Here is a 16,958-nt window from a genome sequence, read left to right as displayed (position 1 = left end):
TGAGAGGCGCGATTTGATTCAGGCTCTGTGAGGAGACTGGGGTGGAGTGACCTGTATTGGCTGACGGAGGAGCCGATGGCGCGGCTGGAGCCGTATTTTCCAAAGAGCCACGGCAAGCCGCGGGTTGACGATCGTCGGGTGCTGAGCGGGATCATCTTCGTCAATCGCAACGGGCTGCGCTGGCGGGATGCACCGAAGGACTATGGGCCGCACAAGACGCTCTACAATCGCTGGAAGCGGTGGGGCGAGATGGGCGTCTTCGCCCGGATAATGGAAGGGCTGTCGACCGCGGGGGCTGAGCGCAAGACGGGGATGATCGACGCGACCTATTTGAAGGCGTACCGCACCGCTTCGAGTCTGGCGGTAAAAAGGGGATCTCGGAGGGCTGGTCGGTCGCACCAAAGGCGGCATGAACACCAAGCTTCATGCCGTCACCGATGCCAACGGCCGTCCGCTAAGCTTCTTCATGACCGCCGGTCAGATCAGCGATTACATCGGCGCAGCGGCACTGCTCGATGAATTGCCCAAAGCGCAATGGCTGCTCGCCGACCGGGGCTATGATGCCGACTGGTTCAGGGACGCCCTGAGGAAAGGGGATCAGGCCCTTGCATCCCAGGCCGGAAATCCCGCAATGAGCCGATCAAATACGACAAACGCCGTTACAGGCGTCGAAGCCGCATCGAGATCATGTTCGGCCGTCTGAAGGACTGGCGCCGGATCGCCACCCGCTACGATCGATGCCAACCGCCTTCTTCTCCGCCATCCCGCTCGCCGCCACCGTCATCTTCTGGCTATGACCAATGCGTCCCGACCCTAGATCGCCGCCAAGGCGGACGTGATAGTCGATGCCGTCCTCGTTGTTCGTGCAGCGGTGTTGAGATTCGATGTAGCGGCCCCGATCTGGAAACCGTCGAACTCGGCCTCGCCATCCTGCGCGAGCGCGGGCGGGATGAAGGCTAAGGCTATTGCCGCGATGCTTGCCGTCAGAAATCTGCGCATGTGAAGAGGGTGTCCATCAGCCCGTTGGCGTTCACCGCGGCGACCAGCGTCGTGGGATCCTTGGCCGGGTAGGTCGCGGCGGCGCCGACCATCGGGTTCTTTTGCGCGGCGAGCGCGCCGGTGGCGACCAGCGCCATGCCGGCAAGGGTGAAGGCGATTTTGAATAGAGTGCGCGTCATTGATCTGCTCCTCTTGGGTGGCACCCCGGGAGGTGCTGGCCAAGCTACGGAGCGGATCGCGCCGCGGATACGGCGGCTATCAGATTCTCGAGATTCTTCCGGCGGCGACCGGGGCGCTGCTCGGCGCCGCGTGGGGCGCACCCTCGACGGGTTCCATCGTGACCGCGAGCGTCGCGCCGTCGACAATCAGCGCGCGCAGCTTTGCGGGGATCGCAACGCTGGTGGTTCCCTGCGGACTGACGAGGCCTAGCGAGCGCGGCACCCCGTCCGCGGGGATGACCCAGAGTTCGGGCGCGAGGTCGCTGGACGGCATCTCGAGCGCGCGGATGCGCAGCGTGCCCTGTCCTGGATCGTAATTGGCGGCTAGCGAGGCGCCCGCTTCCCCGCCCAGCTGCGCCACCGCCATCTGATCGGGCGCGCGAACCACCTCTTTCACCACCGTGATCGGTTCGGGCGCCGGTGCGAAGACGAGCAGCGCTGCAAGCGAGGCGGCAAGCGCGCTTGAACCGATCGCCCCCCAGCGCCAGAAGCGGAGCTGGCGGACGGCGCCGACGTCACGCGTTTCTAGCCGGGCTTCGATCGCGGGCCAGAGATCAGGCGGGGCCGCCTCGGCGAAATCGTCGCCCAATGGCTCGAGCCGAGCGCGCCATGCATCGACGGCGGCGGCGAAGGCGGGGTCGGCGAGTGTCAGTCGCAGCGCTTCGGCGCGCTCAGCGCCATTCAGCACGCCCAGCGCCAGCTCGGCCGCGAGCACGTCGTGGTCGGGGGAAAGCGGCTCAGTCATCGCCGAGACAATCGCGCAATTGGATTAGGCCACGGCGGACCCAGCTCTTCATCGTGCCGAGCGGCACCTTCATGCGATCGGCAAGCTGCGCATAGGTAAAGCCGTCGAAAAAGGCGGCACGGATCGCACTGCCCTGTCTGGCCTCCAGGGCATCGAGGCAATGGAAGATCCGGGCCCGATCCTGCGCCTCCCCGATCTGCTCGGCCGCGGTCGCGCGATCATCGGCGATATGGGCCGCGGCATCTTCGCGGAGCAGCGGCTCGGCACGATTTGCGCGGCGCCAATCGATGGCCGTGTTGCGCGCGATCGCGCAGAGCCAGGTGATCGGGCTCGCCCGCGCTGCGTCGAACCGCCCCGCCTTGTTCCACACCTTGAGATACACGTCCTGCAAGATATCCTCGGCAGCTTCTCTGTCGTGCGAGATACGGAGGCAAACGCCGAAAAGTTTCGAGGCGGTGGCCGCGTAGAGCTCGCGCAGCGCCTCCTGCTCGCCGCGCGCGACACGGGAGAGTGTGCCGACCAGCCTTTCTCGATCCTCCGCGCGTTTCCGGCCACTCTTCATGGCAGCAGAGTAGCCTCCGATGCAAAAGCCTCAACTACGCTATCGCTGCAAGGGTCGCAGCCCATGCCGACCGTATCCGACGACCAGCATGCTTCTACCCGACGGCCCAGCAATATGTTTCTCTTGGCCGGGGTTAAATATGAGCCACGGCGCACCTATATGTGGCTCATCGCTGGCAGACGGCTTCGTAGGCGCCAGTGGCTGAGAGACAACTGCGCTCCCGCTTACATCCGGCTGGAGCATGTCATGGATCTCAATTATCTTCTTGCACGTCATCAGATCTCGTTGATGCGGGCCGCGGAGGCACCCTCGTGTGAGGCGCGGCATGCACATCGCGGACTCGCGCGTGGCTATGCTGCCCGCATCAGGGAGCTCCAGGATCGGCTTGGGGGCGCTTTGCCGCCGCTCCAGGCCGGCTGAGGCTGACAGCTTGAGCAAGGAGGATCTGATCACTCTCGATGGACTGATCGAGGAAATCCTTCCGGATGGGCGCTTTCGCGTTCTGCTAGAGAACGAGCACCGGATCATCGTCTATACCGCAGGCAAGATGCGGAAGTTTCGCATCCGCACGCTGGTAGGGGATCGCGTGCAGGTGGAGATGTCGCCTTATGACATGGAAAAGGGTCGGCTCGTCTACCGCGAGCGGGTGGCACATTCGGGCACTCAGTTGCGCAAAGGAAATCGGCGTTGAGCGAGGCGAACGAAGACAATCCTCTGCGGGAAACGGCAGCACCTAAACGCAGAATGTTCGGGAACAGGACGAAGCACCTCGCCCCTGATGCAGTCGAGCGGCAGAGCCGCGTTACCTTGCTTGCCTGGAACCTTCTCGGTGCAGATGCCGCGATCGCGTTTCTCAACGCCTATCACGCCAGCCTCGATGGCCGCCCACTGGACCTCGCGGTCGCGAGTGCTGATGGGTGTGAAGCCGTCGAACTTGCCATCGCAGCGTACGCGAGTGGCTGACCCGTCGGACATCTACGCTCGGTAGATCCTTCGATCGACGCGCTGCACACCGGCCGGTGGATCAATGGTCTCGGAACATAGCAGCTAACCCGCCCAAGCTTCTCGAAGGACTGTATGACCCACGAGATCAATTGGACGCAGGACACCCTTCGTCGCGGCGCCGAAGTATTTGCGCAATGGCCTCACACACGCCGGAAACAGCCGCAGATAACGCATTCCCTCCAGTCGAAGGCGATCGCCAACGGTCTACGCGAACTCGACAGGTTCCTAAACTTGCTGGTCGACGCCGCGTTTCGGGAACGCGGCGAGTTCGACAACCCAAATCAATGGAACACTGCGAACAAGCTTCAACGGTTTCGGCGGGATGCCGTCGGTGCTGAGGACGATATTGGACGCCTTGTTGCGCTTGGAAGGTCGCGCAACTCGCTCTTCCATTGCGGCGGGGTTGCAAGGCACCAAGATCGGGATGATCCTCGACTGATGACCTTGGGATGGACAGCGGGCCCCGGTTCGCCACTGACCCGCATATCCCTAGGAGGGTTGATTGTGCTCGGCTCGAGTGATTTCGAATGCGTCGGTCAATTCTACCGCGGGCTTGCCGAATCGGTAGTATTGCAGATCTGAGCTTTGGCCGCCCTCGTTCGGTAAGCCTACTTCGCGTGATGCGACTTATTTGAAGGCGCACCGCACGGCTTCGAGTCTGGCGGTAAGAGGGGGAGCCCGTTCCCGGGCTCCCCAAGGCGGATCAATAGTCCATCGCCGGCATCGGCGCTGCCTTCTCTTCCTTCGGCAGCTCGGCGACGAGCGCTTCGGTGGTTATGAGGAGCGAGGCGACCGATGCCGCGTCTTGCAGCGCGGTTCGCACGACCTTGGCAGGATCGATCACCCCAGCCTTGACCAGATCTTGATATTCCCCGGTCGCGGCATTGAAGCCCCAATTATAGTCCTGGCTCTCAAGCAGCTTGCCGACGATCCAGGCGCCGTCCTCGCCGGCATTCTCGGCGATCTGCCGCGTCGGTGCACGAAGCGCCCGGCGCACGATATCGATGCCCGATTGCTGGTCGTCATTGGCGGCCTTGAGGCCGTCGAGCGCCGGAAGCGCACGCAGCAGGGCGATGCCACCACCGGGAAGGATACCTTCCTCGACCGCGGCTCGGGTCGCATGGAGGGCATCATCGACACGATCCTTCTTCTCCTTGACCTCGACCTCGGTCGCGCCGCCGACGCGGATCACCGCGACCCCGCCGGCGAGCTTGGCCAGCCGCTCCTGCAGCTTCTCGCGGTCATAGTCGCTGGTCGTGGTCTCGATCTGCTGGCGGATCTGCGCGACGCGGCCGTCGATGTCAGATTTGGCGCCGACGCCGTCGATGATCGTCGTGTTGTCCTTGTCGATCGTGACCTTCTTGGCGCGGCCGAGCATCGACACGGTGACGTTCTCGAGCTTGGTCCCGAGCTCTTCGCTCACCACATTGCCGCCGGTCAGGATCGCGATGTCCTCGAGCATCGCCTTGCGGCGGTCGCCGAAGCCCGGTGCCTTGACCGCGGCCACCTTTAGACCGCCGCGCAACTTGTTGACGACCAACGTTGCCAGCGCCTCGCCCTCCACATCCTCGGCAATGATGAGCAGCGGGCGGCCCGACTGCACCACCTTTTCGAGCAGAGGCACCAGCGCCTGCAGGTTCGACAGCTTCTTTTCGTGAATCAGGATGTAAGGGTCATCCAGCTCGACGCGAAGCTTCTCAGGATTGGTGATGAAATAGGGCGAGAGATAGCCGCGGTCGAACTGCATGCCATCGACCGTTTCGAGCTCGGTCTCGAGGCTCTTGGCTTCCTCGACGGTGATCACGCCTTCGTTGCCGACCTTGTCCATCGCCTCGGCAAGGATCCGGCCGACCTCGGCGTCGCCATTCGCGGAGATCGTGGCGACCTGAGCGATCTCGCTGTTGTCGCCGACCTTCTTTGCATGGCTCTCGAGATCCTTGACCACCGCGCTTACCGCGAGATCGATGCCGCGTTTGACGTCCATCGGGTTCATGCCTGCGGCGACCGCCTTCGAGCCTTCGCGGACGATCGCCTGAGCGAGAACGGTCGCGGTGGTGGTACCGTCGCCAGCCTTGTCATTCTGCTTGCTAGCAACCTCGCGCAGCATCTGCGCGCCCATATTCTCGAACTTGTCAGCGAGTTCGATCTCCTTGGCGACGGTGACGCCGTCCTTGGTGATGCGCGGGGCGCCGAAGCTCTTGTCGATCACGACATTGCGGCCCTTGGGGCCCAGCGTTACCTTCACTGCATTCGCAAGCGTATCCACGCCGCGCAGCATGCGGTCACGCGCGTCCGACGCAAATTTCACTTCCTTGGCAGCCATCTGGCCTAACTCCTTTCTGTTCCTTTCATTGATTGCGAGATGCGGCGCCTTAGGCAGCCCGCTTGAGCTCTGCGGCGGTCTCGATCACGCCGAGGATGTCGCTTTCCTTCATGATGAGCAGATCCTCGCTGTCGATCTTGACCTCGGTGCCGGACCATTTGCCGAACAGGACGCGGTCGCCGGCCTTGACCGAGAGTTCCACCAGCGTGCCCTTGTCGTCCCGGCTACCGGGACCGACGGCGACGACTTCGCCTTCCTGTGGCTTTTCCTTGGCGGTGTCCGGGATGATGATGCCGCCCGAGGTCTTCTCCTCGGCCTCGATGCGGCGGACGACCACACGGTCGTGCAAGGGGCGGAAATGCATGCATAACCTCCAGATGCAAAACAGAATGTGATAGCCCTCTCGTTCGTTCGAACTTGAGGCGGCGCAGAGCTAGGAAAGCCAATTTTTGCGTTCAAGAGGGTCGCGCGAAAAATTTGGCAACCTCGTCTCGACAGTGCCAATCTCGTTGTCGTCCAACCCCTTGACGAGGCCGGCTACCGCGACAAAATTCCCCATGCGGATCCGATCCGCGCGACGAGAAAGGAGCGACACGAAGGAAGGAGGCCGAGCTATGTCGCAGCCATTTTCGCGTTTCTTGCATCCCTTCGACGTTGCGCGCCATCCGAGCCTGGAGCCGGAAGTGAAGCGCGCGATCCTTGCATCCTGGGCATCCGATCGTTCGGCGGTCGAAGACCATCCGGCGCTACGCAAACCGCCCGGCGCGCAGCGCGCCGTCCCGGTCGACGAGGTCCTCGAGGCCATGCGCGCCCTTGATCAAGGCGCGAAACCGGGGTCGCAAGTGCAATGAGCGACCGCGCATTTCTCGCCCAACTCGACGGCTATAGCCTGACCATGGCGGAGATCTATTACTATCGGCCCGACGCGCCGTCGCTGCTCCAGCTGTTCGCCTGGCAGGACTATGATCTGGCGCCTGATTTCCCCGCGCTGTTCGCCTTTCTCGATCACTGGCAGCGGGAAATCGAGGCAGCGCTCCATTCCGTCCGGGTTGCCGGCAACCATCTGATCGGACCGGTGGAGTGGCGCGCAGTCGATGGCGTCATCTCGATCCCGTGAAGCGGTCGCTTGGTCAGCGATGGCGCGAGCGTGGCGGCAGAATGGTGCATATCGTGCTCCCATTCGACGACGTCATGGAGTTCGCGCTGGCCCTTCTTTCACTGACCCCAGTTGAGCTCGACGCGTTGGGCTGGACCTTCGCCGACCGCAAGCGTCTGCTCGATCATTTTCTCGCGTCGGGAAAAACCGTGCAGGGAAGAAGGGTTGAAGACATCACAAGGATGTCGGTCAGGCTCGCAGTGCCGCAGCGCGACGTGGACCGTTTGCAACAGTTCGCGCGTCGCGAGCTTCCCAAGGCGGTAAGCAACGCCGGCGTGATCGACCGTGTGCTGGATGCCCTCAGCCATGCCTCGCATCGCATGTTGCAGCCCATGTCGGGCTGAAGGGCCCGTTCGAACCGGCCGCCCGGGATGGCCCGGTTCGCCTCACGGTGAAGCCAAAGCAGCAGGTGGCAACGACCCCTTTGCGCTCGCGCTGCACGTACCGGAACAAGAAGACGATTCTTTGCCGGCGCCGGATCGAGTCCGTCCACTTTCGATTGACGTTCGGTTCAGCGGTTGCGGCCTTCACCGGATCGGACGAACGTCCCTCCAATCCGCGTCAATCCTGGCGATGTGGCGGTTGGCACATCCTTCACTCGCCGGCGGGCGCTCTTTCAGCGTCCTCGCCATGGAGGTTCATGAGCGAGCCCATGAGATCACTTTCCGCGCTGGAACATACGCCGAGCACGACCGCCTCGTCGCACCCTTCGCCCGTGATGTAGGCGTGGCCCATATTCGAATCGATGTAGATCGATTGCCCCTCTTCGAGAGCGACGGGGTCGTAGAATTCGGTATGCACAACGATCCGGCCTGACACGACGAAGACGAATTCCTCGCCGGGATGCCGAACGAGCTCGCCGAATTCCTCGGGGGTCTTGGCACGAATGCGCGTCATGATCGGAAGCATCCGCTTCCGCCGCAACTCCGTGCACAGATAGAAATAGTCGTAGTTGGGCGTCTTGACCCGAACGGCACGGCTGAGATCGCCGACGCTGCGCCGTGCGGTAACCTGCGTTTCGCTGCCGTCATTCTCGGCGAACAGTTCCGACATGCGAATATTCAGCCGCCGGCTGAGCTGCAGGAGCTTGTCGTAAGAGAGCGTGAGGCGGTCGTGCTCGATCTTGGAAAGCGTCGAGACGGGAATTCCCGTTTGCTCGCTCATTTCCTTTAGAGTCCAGCGATTACGATCGCGCAGGCCACGCAGCAACTTTCCGAGGGTAGGCTGGCCGTCCTTCATGCGACGCCGCGTTCTGGTGAATGTTGGTCAAGCTCGTTTCGGTGCAGGATCATCTTGTCGCAATCAAGAATAGAACTCGCCTGCAACTATAACGGTCCAAACGATGAGCGCAATGCAAGCGCCCCTTCGGTTCCGGCTGAGCGGGGCACGAGAGGCGGCGGCCGGCCGGCCCTCCTCCGGCGCAGATCGCAAGCGCCTAAATCGGCCATTGACAAAGCGGTGCTAGATGGAGTGTCTCAAAATGAAAAAAATTTCATTTGGGAAATCGTCGTGCTCTCTGCGTTGGGAGAGGCGGCATCGGAGAGCAAGATGCGGTTTGGCAGATCGATCAAGATGGCGGGCGCATTCGCCTTGGCGATGCTGGCAGGCGCTGCGGCGTCGAACCCGGCTCCCACCACTGCAACCGCTGAAGCTGTGGCTGCGAGCGTCCCGGCCCGGGAGATCACCAAGGCCGACGTCGATATCTGGCTGGACGGCTACATGCCCTATGCGCTCGAACGCGGAAATGCCGCGGGAGCGGTTGTCGTCGTGGTCAAGGACGGGGCGGTTCTCACCCAGAGAGGCTTCGGCTTTGCTGATGTCGCGAACCGGCGGTCGGTCGATCCCGAAACCACGCTGTTCAAGCAGGCGTCGGTGTCGAAGACGATCACCTGGACTGCCGTGATGCAGATGGTCGAGGCGGGTAAGATCGACCTCGACACGGACATCAACGCCTATCTCGATTTCAAGATTCCGCCCTATGCCGGCAAGCCCGTCACGATGCGCAATCTGATGACCCACACTGCGGGTTTCGATGAGGTGCAACGCGGCCTCAACAGCTACGACATCAAGGATATTCCGACCCTTGCCGTGGCGATGAAGCGCCAGGTTCCGGCGCGGATCTACGCGCCTGGCAGTACGCCCGCCTATTCGAACTATGGCACCGCGCTCGCCGGTTACATTGTCGAGCGGGTTTCGGGCATGCCTTTCGACAACTACGTCGAGCAGCGGATTTTCGCACCGGCCGGCATGACGCACTCGACCCTGCGCGCGAAGCTGCCTGCCCGGCTCGAACCACTGCTCGCAAAGGGCTATGCGCTTGGCTCGGGCAAGCCGGGGCGGCCGGAACTCAACAGCTTCGCCCCGGCCGGCGGCATGGCCGCGTCGGGCGCCGATCTCGGGCGCTTCATGATCGCGCATCTCGACAATGGCGGGCCGTTGCTCAAGCCCGAGACCGCGCGCCTCATGCACGACAGCATCACCCGGGCGATTCCGCCTCTCAACGGCATGGCGCTGGGCTTCTACGAGCAGAATATCAACGGCCGGAAGGTGATCTCGCACGGCGGCGATTCGATCGAGTTCCACAGTCAGCTATGGCTGTTCCCGGCCGAGAAGGTCGGCCTCTATATGTCGATGAACGCTGCGGGCTCGAACAAGGTGTCGGGCGCGATTCGCAGCCAGTTGTTCGAGGGCTTCGCCGATCGTTACTTCCCCGCTGCCCAGCGTGACGGCCGCGTCGATGCCGCGACGGCACGCGAGCATGCGCGGATGATGGTCGGAACCTACAACAAGACCCGCAGGCTGGAGACGAGCTTTCTGAAGGCGGCCGAAATTGCCGGGCAGTTCAAGGTGACGCTCGATGCCAACGGCGGCCTGGTCTTCGATGCGGCGCAGACTGTCGGGGGAGCGCCCCGAAAATGGGTCGAGATCGCTCCCTTCGTCTGGCGTGAGGTGGGTGGCAGGATGCGCCTGGCGGCGAAAGTGGAAAATGGCCGTGTCGTTCGCTTCGGGATCGATTCGTCGTCGCCCTTCATGCTGTTCGAACCCGTTCCGTGGTACAGCTCCAGCGCCTGGCTGGCTCCGGCGCTGTTGGCGAGCCTTGCCGCGCTCGCGCTGACCGCGCTGTTCTGGCCGATCACCGCGCTCGTCCGGCGATATTATGGTGCCCGTCCGGCGCGCAGCGTCGCGGAATGGCGGGCCTATCGCCTGACCTGCGCGCTTGCCGGACTTGCGGTGGCAGTGATGGTCGCCTGGCCGGTGTTCGCCTCGGCACTGTTGTCTGACTTCTCTTCGATGAATGGTGAACTCGACGGGATATTGATCGCGTTGCGGATCGCGACGCCGCTCGTCCTGATTGCGCTGCTTAGCGTTGCGGTCTGGAACCTGTGGCTAGTCTGGAAAGGTGTGCCGGGCAAGTTCCGCCGCATCTGGAGCGTGGTGCTGGTGATTGGCTCGGTCGTGCTGCTGTGGTTCGCCACCGTCTTCCATCTTATCGGCTGGGGCACCGCATTCTGAAGCACGACGAATTATGTTGTGTTTTCTAAATGGAGAATTATTGTCCAATCAGGATGTCGCAGGCGTGCGGAGTTCAATCGCCTCGAATGTCCGGCTTCTGACTTAGCAGGGTGAGTACGTGAACATCCAAACCTCTCTCGATGCGAGTACCGGGTCATTGATCCTGCCGCAGCCCTATCTGCTGTTCCTCGGCGATACGACCGAGCGCGGCTATGCCAAGACCGCGTTCGGGCTGCGCGACTGGGCGCCCGAGAAGTGCGTCGGCGAATATGCGTTGCCCGGGGCGACGGTCAGCGCGGGCCTGGAGCAGTTGACCCCGGCACAGGCCCATGCGCGGGGCGCGCAATCGCTGCTGATCGGGGTCGCCAACAGCGGCGGCGTCATCGCCGCGAGCTGGATCCCGGCGCTGGTCGAGGCACTCGACGCCGGGCTCGATATCGTCAGCGGTATGCATATGCGGCTCGCCGATATCCCTGGACTAGCCGAACGGGCACAGCGTCTTGGCCGGCAGCTGATCGACGTGCGCCACCCGCCCGCCGGTCTGCCGGTCGGGTCCGGCCGCAAGCGGACGGGCAAGCGCCTGCTCACCGTCGGAACCGACTGCGCGCTGGGAAAGAAATATACCGCGCTGGCGATCGCGCGGGCCTTTGCCGCCCGCGGGGTGGATGCCGATTTCCGCGCGACCGGACAGACCGGCATCATGATCGCCGGCGGCGGCATACCGATGGACGCCGTGGTCTCCGATTTCGAGGCGGGCGCTGCCGAGGCGGTGAGCCCCGATGCCGCCGCGGATCACTGGGACGTGATCGAAGGGCAGGGCTCGCTGTTCCACCCCGCCTATGCGGCGGTGTCGCTGGGTCTGCTCCATGGCAGCCAGCCCGACACGATCGTGGTCTGCCATGAGCCCGGTCGCACCGAGGTGATGGGGCTGCCCGGCTACGCATTGCCGAGCATCGAGGAGACCATCGACCTCAACCTGCGTCTGGGCGCGCGCACCAATCCCGCGATCCGCTGCGCGGGCGTGTCGTTCAACACCGCACATATGGATGCGCAGGCTGCGACCGATCTCATGAGAATGGAAAGCGCGCGGCTGGGCATGCCGGTCGCCGATCCCATTCGCGGGGGCGAAATGTTCGACCGTCTCGTGAACGCCTGCCTAGCATGAGCGCCGGCTCAGCCATCGAAAGGAACGTCTGATGTCCGACGCTGCGATCAAGAAGCCGGGCGGATGGAGGCGGGCCCTGCGATGGCTGAAGCGCATCCTGCTCGGCCTGCTGGCCCTCCTCATGATCATCGTGATCATCGGGACGATCTATGAGGCGCTGGGCCGCCGCAATGCGCAGGCGAACTATCCGCCGCCCGGCAAGCTGGTCGATGTCGGCGGGCGGAAAATGCATATCGATTGCCGTGGCACGGGCTCGCCGACGGTCATCCTCGAGTCCGGGCTGGGAACGGGCGGGACGACCGACTGGACGCTGGTGCATGACCAGATCGCGCGCTTCACGCGCACCTGCGCCTATGATCGAGCGGGCATCATGTGGAGCGCCCCCAAGGATGCCCCTCAGCGCGCCTCCGCCGTCGCCGACGATCTCCACACGCTGCTGAAGCGGGCGGGGGTCGATGACCCGCTGATGCTCGTCGGCCACTCGATCGGTGGCCCCTACACGCGGACCTATGTCGGCAAATATGGCGATCAAGTCGCGGGGTTGGTGATGGTCGATCCGTCGCACCCCGACCAGGTCGCGCGGCTCGGAAAGGTGTCGGGCATCAACGCTCACCCCAATCGCGCATCGACGATCATGCACGGCGCAAAGGCCCTCGCCTGGACCGGACTCGTGCGTTTTCTCATTACCCGAAGCGAAGGCCCGAAGCTTCGGACCGCAGCGGAAACCAAGAAGCTTGGCGACGGGCTCGCGAAGGCCGCCGCCTATGGCAGCACCTCGATCCGGGGGTCGGCGTCCGAACTCGACGGGTTCGACCAGACCATGGCCGATGCGCGCGCTGTCCATAGTTTCGGGAACCGGCCGCTGATCGTGCTGACAGCGATGGCGCCGATGAAGCCCGAACAGCTGGAAGGGCTGGGGTTGAAGGCGGAGCAAGGCGAACGCTTCAAGCAGGAGTGGAAGAATCTCCATACCGAACAGGCGGCCTTCTCGACCCGCGGACGCCAGCAGATCGTGCCCGACGCGACACACTATATCCAGGTCGATCGCCCCGAAGTCGTGATCGCTGCCGTGCGCGAAGTCGTCGATACGGTGCGCGCCGATGCGCAGCTCGCCGCCAGGAAATGACAACAGGAGTCGTCGGATTATCGGCCGGCGGCAGGGAGATGGAATGATGAAGCGTAAGATCCTGTTCGGCGCCCTGTCGTTGCTGCTGGTCGCGAACGCGCCCGCGCCCGAATATGACATCGTGATTCGGGGCGGCCGCGTGCTCGACGGCGCGGGCAGCCCCTGGGTCCGCGCCGATGTCGCGGTGAAGGACGGTCGCGTGGTCCGCATCGGTCAGGTTTCGGGCCGAGGCGCGAAGGAGATCAACGCGCGCGACCGCTATGTCTCGCCCGGCTTCATCGACATGATGGACCAGTCGGGCAGTGTCCTGCTCAAGAACGGCGCGGCCGAGAACAAGCTGCGCATGGGCGTGACCACGGTGATTGCGGGCGAGGGTGGCACCCCGGTGCCGGCCGCCGAGATTCCGGCCTACTTCGGCAAGCTCGAGCAGCAGGGCATCTCGATCAACTTCGGCACTTACTATTCGGCGACGCAGGCGCGGATAAAGGTGATGGGCGACGGCGCCGGATCGCCGACCGCCGCGCAGCTCGAGGAGATGGGGCGCGAGGTGAAACTCGCGATGCAGAATGGCGCGTTCGGCATCACCAGCGCGCTGATCTACCCGCCGAGCAGCTTCCAGACGACATCGGACCTCGTCACGCTGGCGAAGGTCGCGGCGCAATGCGACGGCTTCTACGCCACCCACATGCGCGACGAGAGCGAAGGGCTGGTCAAGGCGGTCGAGGAAGCGATCGAGATCGGCGAGAAGGGCGGGGTGAAGGTCGAAATCTTCCACCTTAAAGGCGCCTATGCGCCGGGCTGGGGCAAGCTGATGCCGCAGGCGCTGGCCGCGATCAACGCGGCACGGGCGCGCGGGGTGGATGTCGCGGCGGACCTCTATCCCTACACCGCCGGCGGGACTGGCCTTGAGATCATCGCGCCGAGCTGGGTTTGGGCCGACGGTGTGCAGAAGGGGATCGAACGGCTGCGCGACCCAAAATTGCGCGAGCGGATGAAGAAGGAGGTCGCCGCAGGATCGATGCCCGGCTGGTCGAACCTCGTCCATGCGTCGGGCGGGTTCCAGAATGTCCGTCTCGCCAACAGTTTCAGCGACAAATACCGACCGTACCACGGCAAGAGCCTGGCCGAGATCGGCGCCACGCTGAAACGCGATCCTGCCGACGTCGCATGGGACATCCTGCTTGAGGGCCTGCCCAACCGTTCGGTCGCGCTCTATTTCATGATGAACGAGCAGGATATCGAGGCCGCACTCAAACAGCCCTGGGTCAGCATCGGCAGCGATGCGGCGGCGTCGGAGAAGTTCGGCGAGATGGATGACCTCGGCCTGCCGCATCCGCGCGCCTATGGCACCTTCCCTCGTATCATAGCCGAATATGTGAAGCGTCGTCCGGTCCTGACGCTGGAGGATGCGGTGCGCAAGATGACCGGCTGGCCGGCGCAGCGCATGGGGCTGACCGATCGCGGGCTGATCCGCGACGGGATGCGCGCCGATATCGTCGTGTTCGATCTCGATACGCTCGACGACGTGGCGAACTGGGACAAGCCGACCGCCTCGCCGACAGGAATCGAGACGGTGATCGTCAACGGCGTCGTCACCTTCGCCGACGGCAAGCATAGCGGCGCCAAGGCCGGCAAGGTGCTTCGCCATGGCTGTGGGGTCTAAGGCCATGGCGCGGAATCTTTCCCGTCTCTGCCTTTGCGGACTTGCGCTTTCGCTCGCGACGCCAGCCCTCGCCGACGCGCCGGCGATTTCGACCCCCGAAAATCTCGGCATCGCCGTTTCGGCGCAGATCGCGTGCGCCGGCATCTTCGTCGCGGAACGCGCCGAGGCCGATGTGCTGAATCAGGATATCCACCCCTTCGCACCCTTCATGAAGGCGGTGACGCTCGCGGTCGACCGCAAGGCGCGGACGGTCACGGCGTCGGCGCCAGGCGCGGCGGCGCGGACCGCCCTCTATCGCCCGGTCGCGGGCTGCACCTTGCTGACCGGCGATGTTTCGACCGCCGCGCTCGACGCGCAGGCGGCGCGCCTCAAGCCGATACGCCGGAATGCCGCCAGGCCATGGCCGATCGGCGACACTCCTGTGACCCGGATTCAGGCGGCGGCCGAAGCGAAGCTGGATCGCCCCGCACTCGACAAGGCGGTGCGTGCCGCGTTCGATGAGCAGAACAAGGACGGCTATCCTGACACGCGCGCGATCGTCGTGGTGCAGGGCGGGGCGATCGTCGCGGAACGCTATGCACCGGGCTTCGACCGCAACACCGAGATGCTCGGCTGGTCCGCGAGCAAGAGCATCATGGGAACGCTGGTCGGCCTGCTCGTCGACGACGGCGTGCTGAAGCTGGACGAACCCGCGCCGGTTCCCGAATGGAAGGGCGAGGGCGATCCGCGCGGAAAGATCACGCTGCGCCAGTTGCTGACGATGTCGAGCGGGCTGGCCTTCAGCGAAAGCTATGTGCCCGGCAATGACTCGATCAAGATGTTGTTCGAGGCCGGCGACATGGGCGCGATGGCGGCGAGCAAGCCGCTGAAGGACGCGCCCGGCACCAGCTGGAGCTATTCGTCGGGGACGACCAACATCCTGTCGCGCATTGTGTTTAACGCGACCGGCGGGACGCTGGAAGGCATGACGCGCTTCGCGCAGAAGCGGTTGTTCGAGCCGACCGGCATGACCAGCGCGCTGATCGAACCCGACGAGGCCGGGGTGCAGATCGGCAGTTCCTATGCCTATGCCACCGCGCGCGACTGGGCACGCTATGGGTTGCTTCATCTCAACAAAGGCAAGGTCGGGGGCAGACAATTGCTGTCCCGCGAATGGATCGATTTCGCGGTGACGCCGACCAAGGCATCCCCACGGCCGGTCTATGGCGCGCAGCTCTGGCTGAACCATGCCGGAAGCGGCGGCGAGGGGCGGAAGCTCTACCCCGATCTGCCCGAAGATACCGTGATGGCGCGGGGCCACAGCTTTCAGATCGTCGCGGCGATTCCGTCGCAGGACGCGGTGATCGTCCGGCTCGGCTGGACCCCCGAGGGGCAGAGCTTCGACTGGAACAAATATCTGTCGCGGATCGCGGCGGCGCTGGCGCCCGCCAGGACGGCGCCTTGAACCGAATGAAGGACAAATTTCGATGACCAGCACCACCGGTCTTACGCTCGACGTGGCGATCGAATCGCTGCCGCTCGCCAAGCCGTTCCGCATCTCCGGCCATGTCTTCACCGAGGCACCGGTGGTGATCGTCACGGTTTCGGACGGCATCCATATCGGACGCGGCGAGGCAGCGGGCGTCTATTATCTGGGTGACGACGTGCCGGCGATGACCGCCGCGATCGAGGATGCGCGAGCGGCGGTCGAGGCGGGGATCACCCGCGACGGGTTGCAGAACCTGCTGCCCGCCGGCGGTGCGCGCAACGCGATCGACTGCGCGCTGTGGGAGCTGGGTGCGCGGCGTAGCGATACGCCGGTGCATGAGCTGGCGGACCTGCCCGCGCCGCGCCCGCTGCGCACCACCTTCACGCTTGGCGCCGACGATCCCGAGGTGATGGCGGCGGGCGCGCGCGATTTCGCGCAGGCGCGCGCGCTCAAGCTCAAGCTGACTGGCGACCTGGATCTCGACATCGCACGGGTCGATGCAGTGCGCGCGGCGCGGCCCGAATGCTGGATCGGGGTCGATGCCAATCAGGGGTTCGCGATCGGCGAGCTTGATCGGCTGATCGCGGCATTGGTCGCGGCGGACGTCAAGCTGCTCGAACAGCCACTCGCGCGGGGGCGCGAGGCCGATCTCGACGGCTACAGTAGCCCGATCCCGCTTGCGGCGGACGAGAGCGTGCTGACGCTCGCCGATATCGACGGGGTCGTCGGGCGGTTCGACGTCGTCAACATCAAGCTCGACAAGTGCGGCGGGCTGACCGAGGGCCTCGCCATGGCGCGCCGTGCGCGCGAGCTGGGGCTGGGCGTGATGGTCGGCAACATGGTCAGTTCGAGCCTGGCGATGGCGCCCGCCTTCATCGTCGGCCAGCTCTGCGACATCGTCGACCTCGACGGTCCGATCTTCCTTGCCGCCGACCGCACGCCTTCGATCGAGTATCGCGATGGCGATGCCTGGTGCAGCGAAGCCATCTGGGGACGCGGATGACCGCGCCGCAAC

18 protein-coding genes and 1 pseudogene are annotated in these 16,958 nt (G+C 64.2%); 13 read left to right on the top strand and 6 right to left on the bottom strand.

The features are described from left to right. The first annotated feature begins 75 nt into the window (after positions 1-75). Positions 76-797, top strand: a pseudogene (locus BDW16_RS08485) (IS5 family transposase). 186 nt (positions 798-983) lie between these two features. On the opposite strand, the gene BDW16_RS08475 reads toward BDW16_RS08485, so the two are convergent. The 3 genes from BDW16_RS08475 to BDW16_RS08465 all read right to left on the bottom strand — a co-directional run bounded on the left by BDW16_RS08475 (position 984) and on the right by BDW16_RS08465 (position 2,524). Beyond that, positions 984-1,178: a hypothetical protein gene (locus BDW16_RS08475; protein WP_066579832.1), complete on the bottom strand. Its 195-nt coding sequence runs from the start codon at positions 1,176-1,178 to the stop codon at positions 984-986. Positions 1,179-1,257: 79 nt separating this feature from the next. Next, a complete protein-coding gene (locus BDW16_RS08470) occupies positions 1,258-1,962 on the bottom strand; it encodes an anti-sigma factor (protein WP_066579831.1) in 705 nt (234 codons plus the stop codon). Continuing rightward, entirely contained in the window at positions 1,955-2,524 is a 570-nt protein-coding gene (locus tag BDW16_RS08465) for a sigma-70 family RNA polymerase sigma factor (protein ID WP_066579830.1), read from the bottom strand. Before BDW16_RS08465 ends, BDW16_RS08470 begins: the two co-directional genes overlap by 8 nt. A 430-nt stretch (positions 2,525-2,954) precedes the next feature. On the opposite strand from BDW16_RS08465, the gene infA reads away from it, so the two are divergent. The 3 genes from infA (at position 2,955) to BDW16_RS21080 (ending at position 4,111) form a co-directional block, all read left to right on the top strand. Next, positions 2,955-3,215: a translation initiation factor IF-1 gene (gene infA, locus BDW16_RS08455; RefSeq protein ID WP_066579829.1), complete on the top strand. Its 261-nt coding sequence runs from the start codon at positions 2,955-2,957 to the stop codon at positions 3,213-3,215. Beyond that, positions 3,212-3,487 carry a hypothetical protein gene (locus BDW16_RS08450; protein WP_241230564.1) on the top strand — a complete coding sequence of 92 codons (276 nt, stop codon included), beginning with the start codon at positions 3,212-3,214 and terminating at the stop codon, positions 3,485-3,487. The genes infA and BDW16_RS08450 overlap by 4 nt, the downstream gene beginning before the upstream one ends. Before the next feature lie 114 nt (positions 3,488-3,601). After that, a complete protein-coding gene (locus tag BDW16_RS21080) occupies positions 3,602-4,111 on the top strand; it encodes a hypothetical protein (RefSeq protein ID WP_125958847.1) in 510 nt (169 codons plus the stop codon). Positions 4,112-4,232: 121 nt separating this feature from the next. Here BDW16_RS21080 and groL read toward each other — a convergent pair whose 3' ends face one another. Then, positions 4,233-5,852 carry a chaperonin GroEL gene (groL, locus tag BDW16_RS08445; protein ID WP_066579825.1) on the bottom strand — a complete coding sequence of 540 codons (1,620 nt, stop codon included), beginning with the start codon at positions 5,850-5,852 and terminating at the stop codon, positions 4,233-4,235. Between the two features lie 49 nt (positions 5,853-5,901). After that, complete coding sequence (gene groES / locus BDW16_RS08440; protein ID WP_066579824.1) at positions 5,902-6,216, bottom strand: co-chaperone GroES; 315 nt, start codon at positions 6,214-6,216, stop codon at positions 5,902-5,904. A 250-nt stretch (positions 6,217-6,466) separates the two neighbouring features. Here groES and BDW16_RS08435 point away from each other — a divergent pair, with 250 nt between their 5' ends. The 3 genes from BDW16_RS08435 to BDW16_RS08425 are packed head-to-tail and all read left to right on the top strand — an operon-like array spanning position 6,467 to position 7,352. After that, positions 6,467-6,703: a hypothetical protein gene (locus BDW16_RS08435; protein WP_066579822.1), complete on the top strand. Its 237-nt coding sequence runs from the start codon at positions 6,467-6,469 to the stop codon at positions 6,701-6,703. Beyond that, positions 6,700-6,969, top strand: coding sequence for an usg protein (locus tag BDW16_RS08430; protein ID WP_066579821.1), 270 nt, complete (start codon positions 6,700-6,702; stop codon positions 6,967-6,969). Before BDW16_RS08435 ends, BDW16_RS08430 begins: the two co-directional genes overlap by 4 nt. 41 nt (positions 6,970-7,010) lie before the next feature. Continuing rightward, on the top strand, positions 7,011-7,352 hold the full coding sequence (locus tag BDW16_RS08425; protein ID WP_083954354.1) for a hypothetical protein: 342 nt from the start codon (positions 7,011-7,013) through the stop codon (positions 7,350-7,352). A gap of 250 nt (positions 7,353-7,602) precedes the next feature. Here the strand turns inward: BDW16_RS08425 and BDW16_RS08420 are convergent, their stop codons facing one another. Next, complete coding sequence (locus tag BDW16_RS08420; protein ID WP_066579819.1) at positions 7,603-8,247, bottom strand: helix-turn-helix domain-containing protein; 645 nt, start codon at positions 8,245-8,247, stop codon at positions 7,603-7,605. Positions 8,248-8,556: 309 nt separating this feature from the next. Between BDW16_RS08420 and BDW16_RS08415 the strand changes: the two genes are divergently transcribed. The 6 genes from BDW16_RS08415 (at position 8,557) to BDW16_RS08390 (ending at position 16,946) form a co-directional block, all read left to right on the top strand. Beyond that, entirely contained in the window at positions 8,557-10,521 is a 1,965-nt protein-coding gene (locus BDW16_RS08415) for a serine hydrolase domain-containing protein (protein WP_066579854.1), read from the top strand. Between the two features lie 118 nt (positions 10,522-10,639). Next, a complete protein-coding gene (locus tag BDW16_RS08410) occupies positions 10,640-11,686 on the top strand; it encodes an N-acetyltransferase DgcN family protein (RefSeq protein ID WP_241230565.1) in 1,047 nt (348 codons plus the stop codon). A gap of 31 nt (positions 11,687-11,717) precedes the next feature. Then, entirely contained in the window at positions 11,718-12,812 is a 1,095-nt protein-coding gene (locus BDW16_RS08405) for an alpha/beta hydrolase (protein ID WP_066579817.1), read from the top strand. A 46-nt stretch (positions 12,813-12,858) separates the two neighbouring features. Further along, positions 12,859-14,475: an N-acyl-D-amino-acid deacylase family protein gene (locus tag BDW16_RS08400; RefSeq protein WP_066579851.1), complete on the top strand. Its 1,617-nt coding sequence runs from the start codon at positions 12,859-12,861 to the stop codon at positions 14,473-14,475. 4 nt (positions 14,476-14,479) lie between these two features. Further along, positions 14,480-15,919 (top strand): serine hydrolase domain-containing protein, encoded by a 1,440-nt coding sequence (locus tag BDW16_RS08395; RefSeq protein ID WP_066579815.1) that lies wholly within the window; start codon positions 14,480-14,482, stop codon positions 15,917-15,919. 22 nt (positions 15,920-15,941) lie between these two features. Beyond that, positions 15,942-16,946 (top strand): dipeptide epimerase, encoded by a 1,005-nt coding sequence (locus BDW16_RS08390; protein ID WP_066579812.1) that lies wholly within the window; start codon positions 15,942-15,944, stop codon positions 16,944-16,946. Positions 16,947-16,958: the final 12 nt, after the last annotated feature.

Source organism: Sphingomonas koreensis (genome assembly GCF_002797435.1).
In the GTDB taxonomy this organism is placed as follows: Bacteria; Pseudomonadota; Alphaproteobacteria; order Sphingomonadales; family Sphingomonadaceae; genus Sphingomonas; species Sphingomonas koreensis.
The sequence above is the reverse complement of the archived record's forward strand: the minus strand, read 5'-3'. Positions and strand labels throughout refer to the sequence as shown.

Bases quoted from the DNA above. Each gene is read 5' to 3' on its own strand.
- BDW16_RS08475 (WP_066579832.1), bottom strand. From the start codon at position 1,178: ATGACGCGCACTCTATTCAAAATCGCCTTCACCCTTGCCGGCATGGCG.
- BDW16_RS08470 (WP_066579831.1), bottom strand. From the start codon at position 1,962: ATGACTGAGCCGCTTTCCCCCGACCACGACGTGCTCGCGGCCGAGCTG.
- BDW16_RS08465 (WP_066579830.1), bottom strand. From the start codon at position 2,524: ATGAAGAGTGGCCGGAAACGCGCGGAGGATCGAGAAAGGCTGGTCGGC.
- BDW16_RS21080 (WP_125958847.1), top strand. From the start codon at position 3,602: ATGACCCACGAGATCAATTGGACGCAGGACACCCTTCGTCGCGGCGCC.
- groL (WP_066579825.1), bottom strand. From the start codon at position 5,852: ATGGCTGCCAAGGAAGTGAAATTTGCGTCGGACGCGCGTGACCGCATG.
- groES (WP_066579824.1), bottom strand. From the start codon at position 6,216: ATGCATTTCCGCCCCTTGCACGACCGTGTGGTCGTCCGCCGCATCGAG.
- BDW16_RS08435 (WP_066579822.1), top strand. From the start codon at position 6,467: ATGTCGCAGCCATTTTCGCGTTTCTTGCATCCCTTCGACGTTGCGCGC.
- BDW16_RS08430 (WP_066579821.1), top strand. From the start codon at position 6,700: ATGAGCGACCGCGCATTTCTCGCCCAACTCGACGGCTATAGCCTGACC.
- BDW16_RS08425 (WP_083954354.1), top strand. From the start codon at position 7,011: ATGGTGCATATCGTGCTCCCATTCGACGACGTCATGGAGTTCGCGCTG.
- BDW16_RS08420 (WP_066579819.1), bottom strand. From the start codon at position 8,247: ATGAAGGACGGCCAGCCTACCCTCGGAAAGTTGCTGCGTGGCCTGCGC.
- BDW16_RS08415 (WP_066579854.1), top strand. From the start codon at position 8,557: ATGCGGTTTGGCAGATCGATCAAGATGGCGGGCGCATTCGCCTTGGCG.
- BDW16_RS08405 (WP_066579817.1), top strand. From the start codon at position 11,718: ATGTCCGACGCTGCGATCAAGAAGCCGGGCGGATGGAGGCGGGCCCTG.
- BDW16_RS08400 (WP_066579851.1), top strand. From the start codon at position 12,859: ATGAAGCGTAAGATCCTGTTCGGCGCCCTGTCGTTGCTGCTGGTCGCG.
- BDW16_RS08395 (WP_066579815.1), top strand. From the start codon at position 14,480: ATGGCGCGGAATCTTTCCCGTCTCTGCCTTTGCGGACTTGCGCTTTCG.
- BDW16_RS08390 (WP_066579812.1), top strand. From the start codon at position 15,942: ATGACCAGCACCACCGGTCTTACGCTCGACGTGGCGATCGAATCGCTG.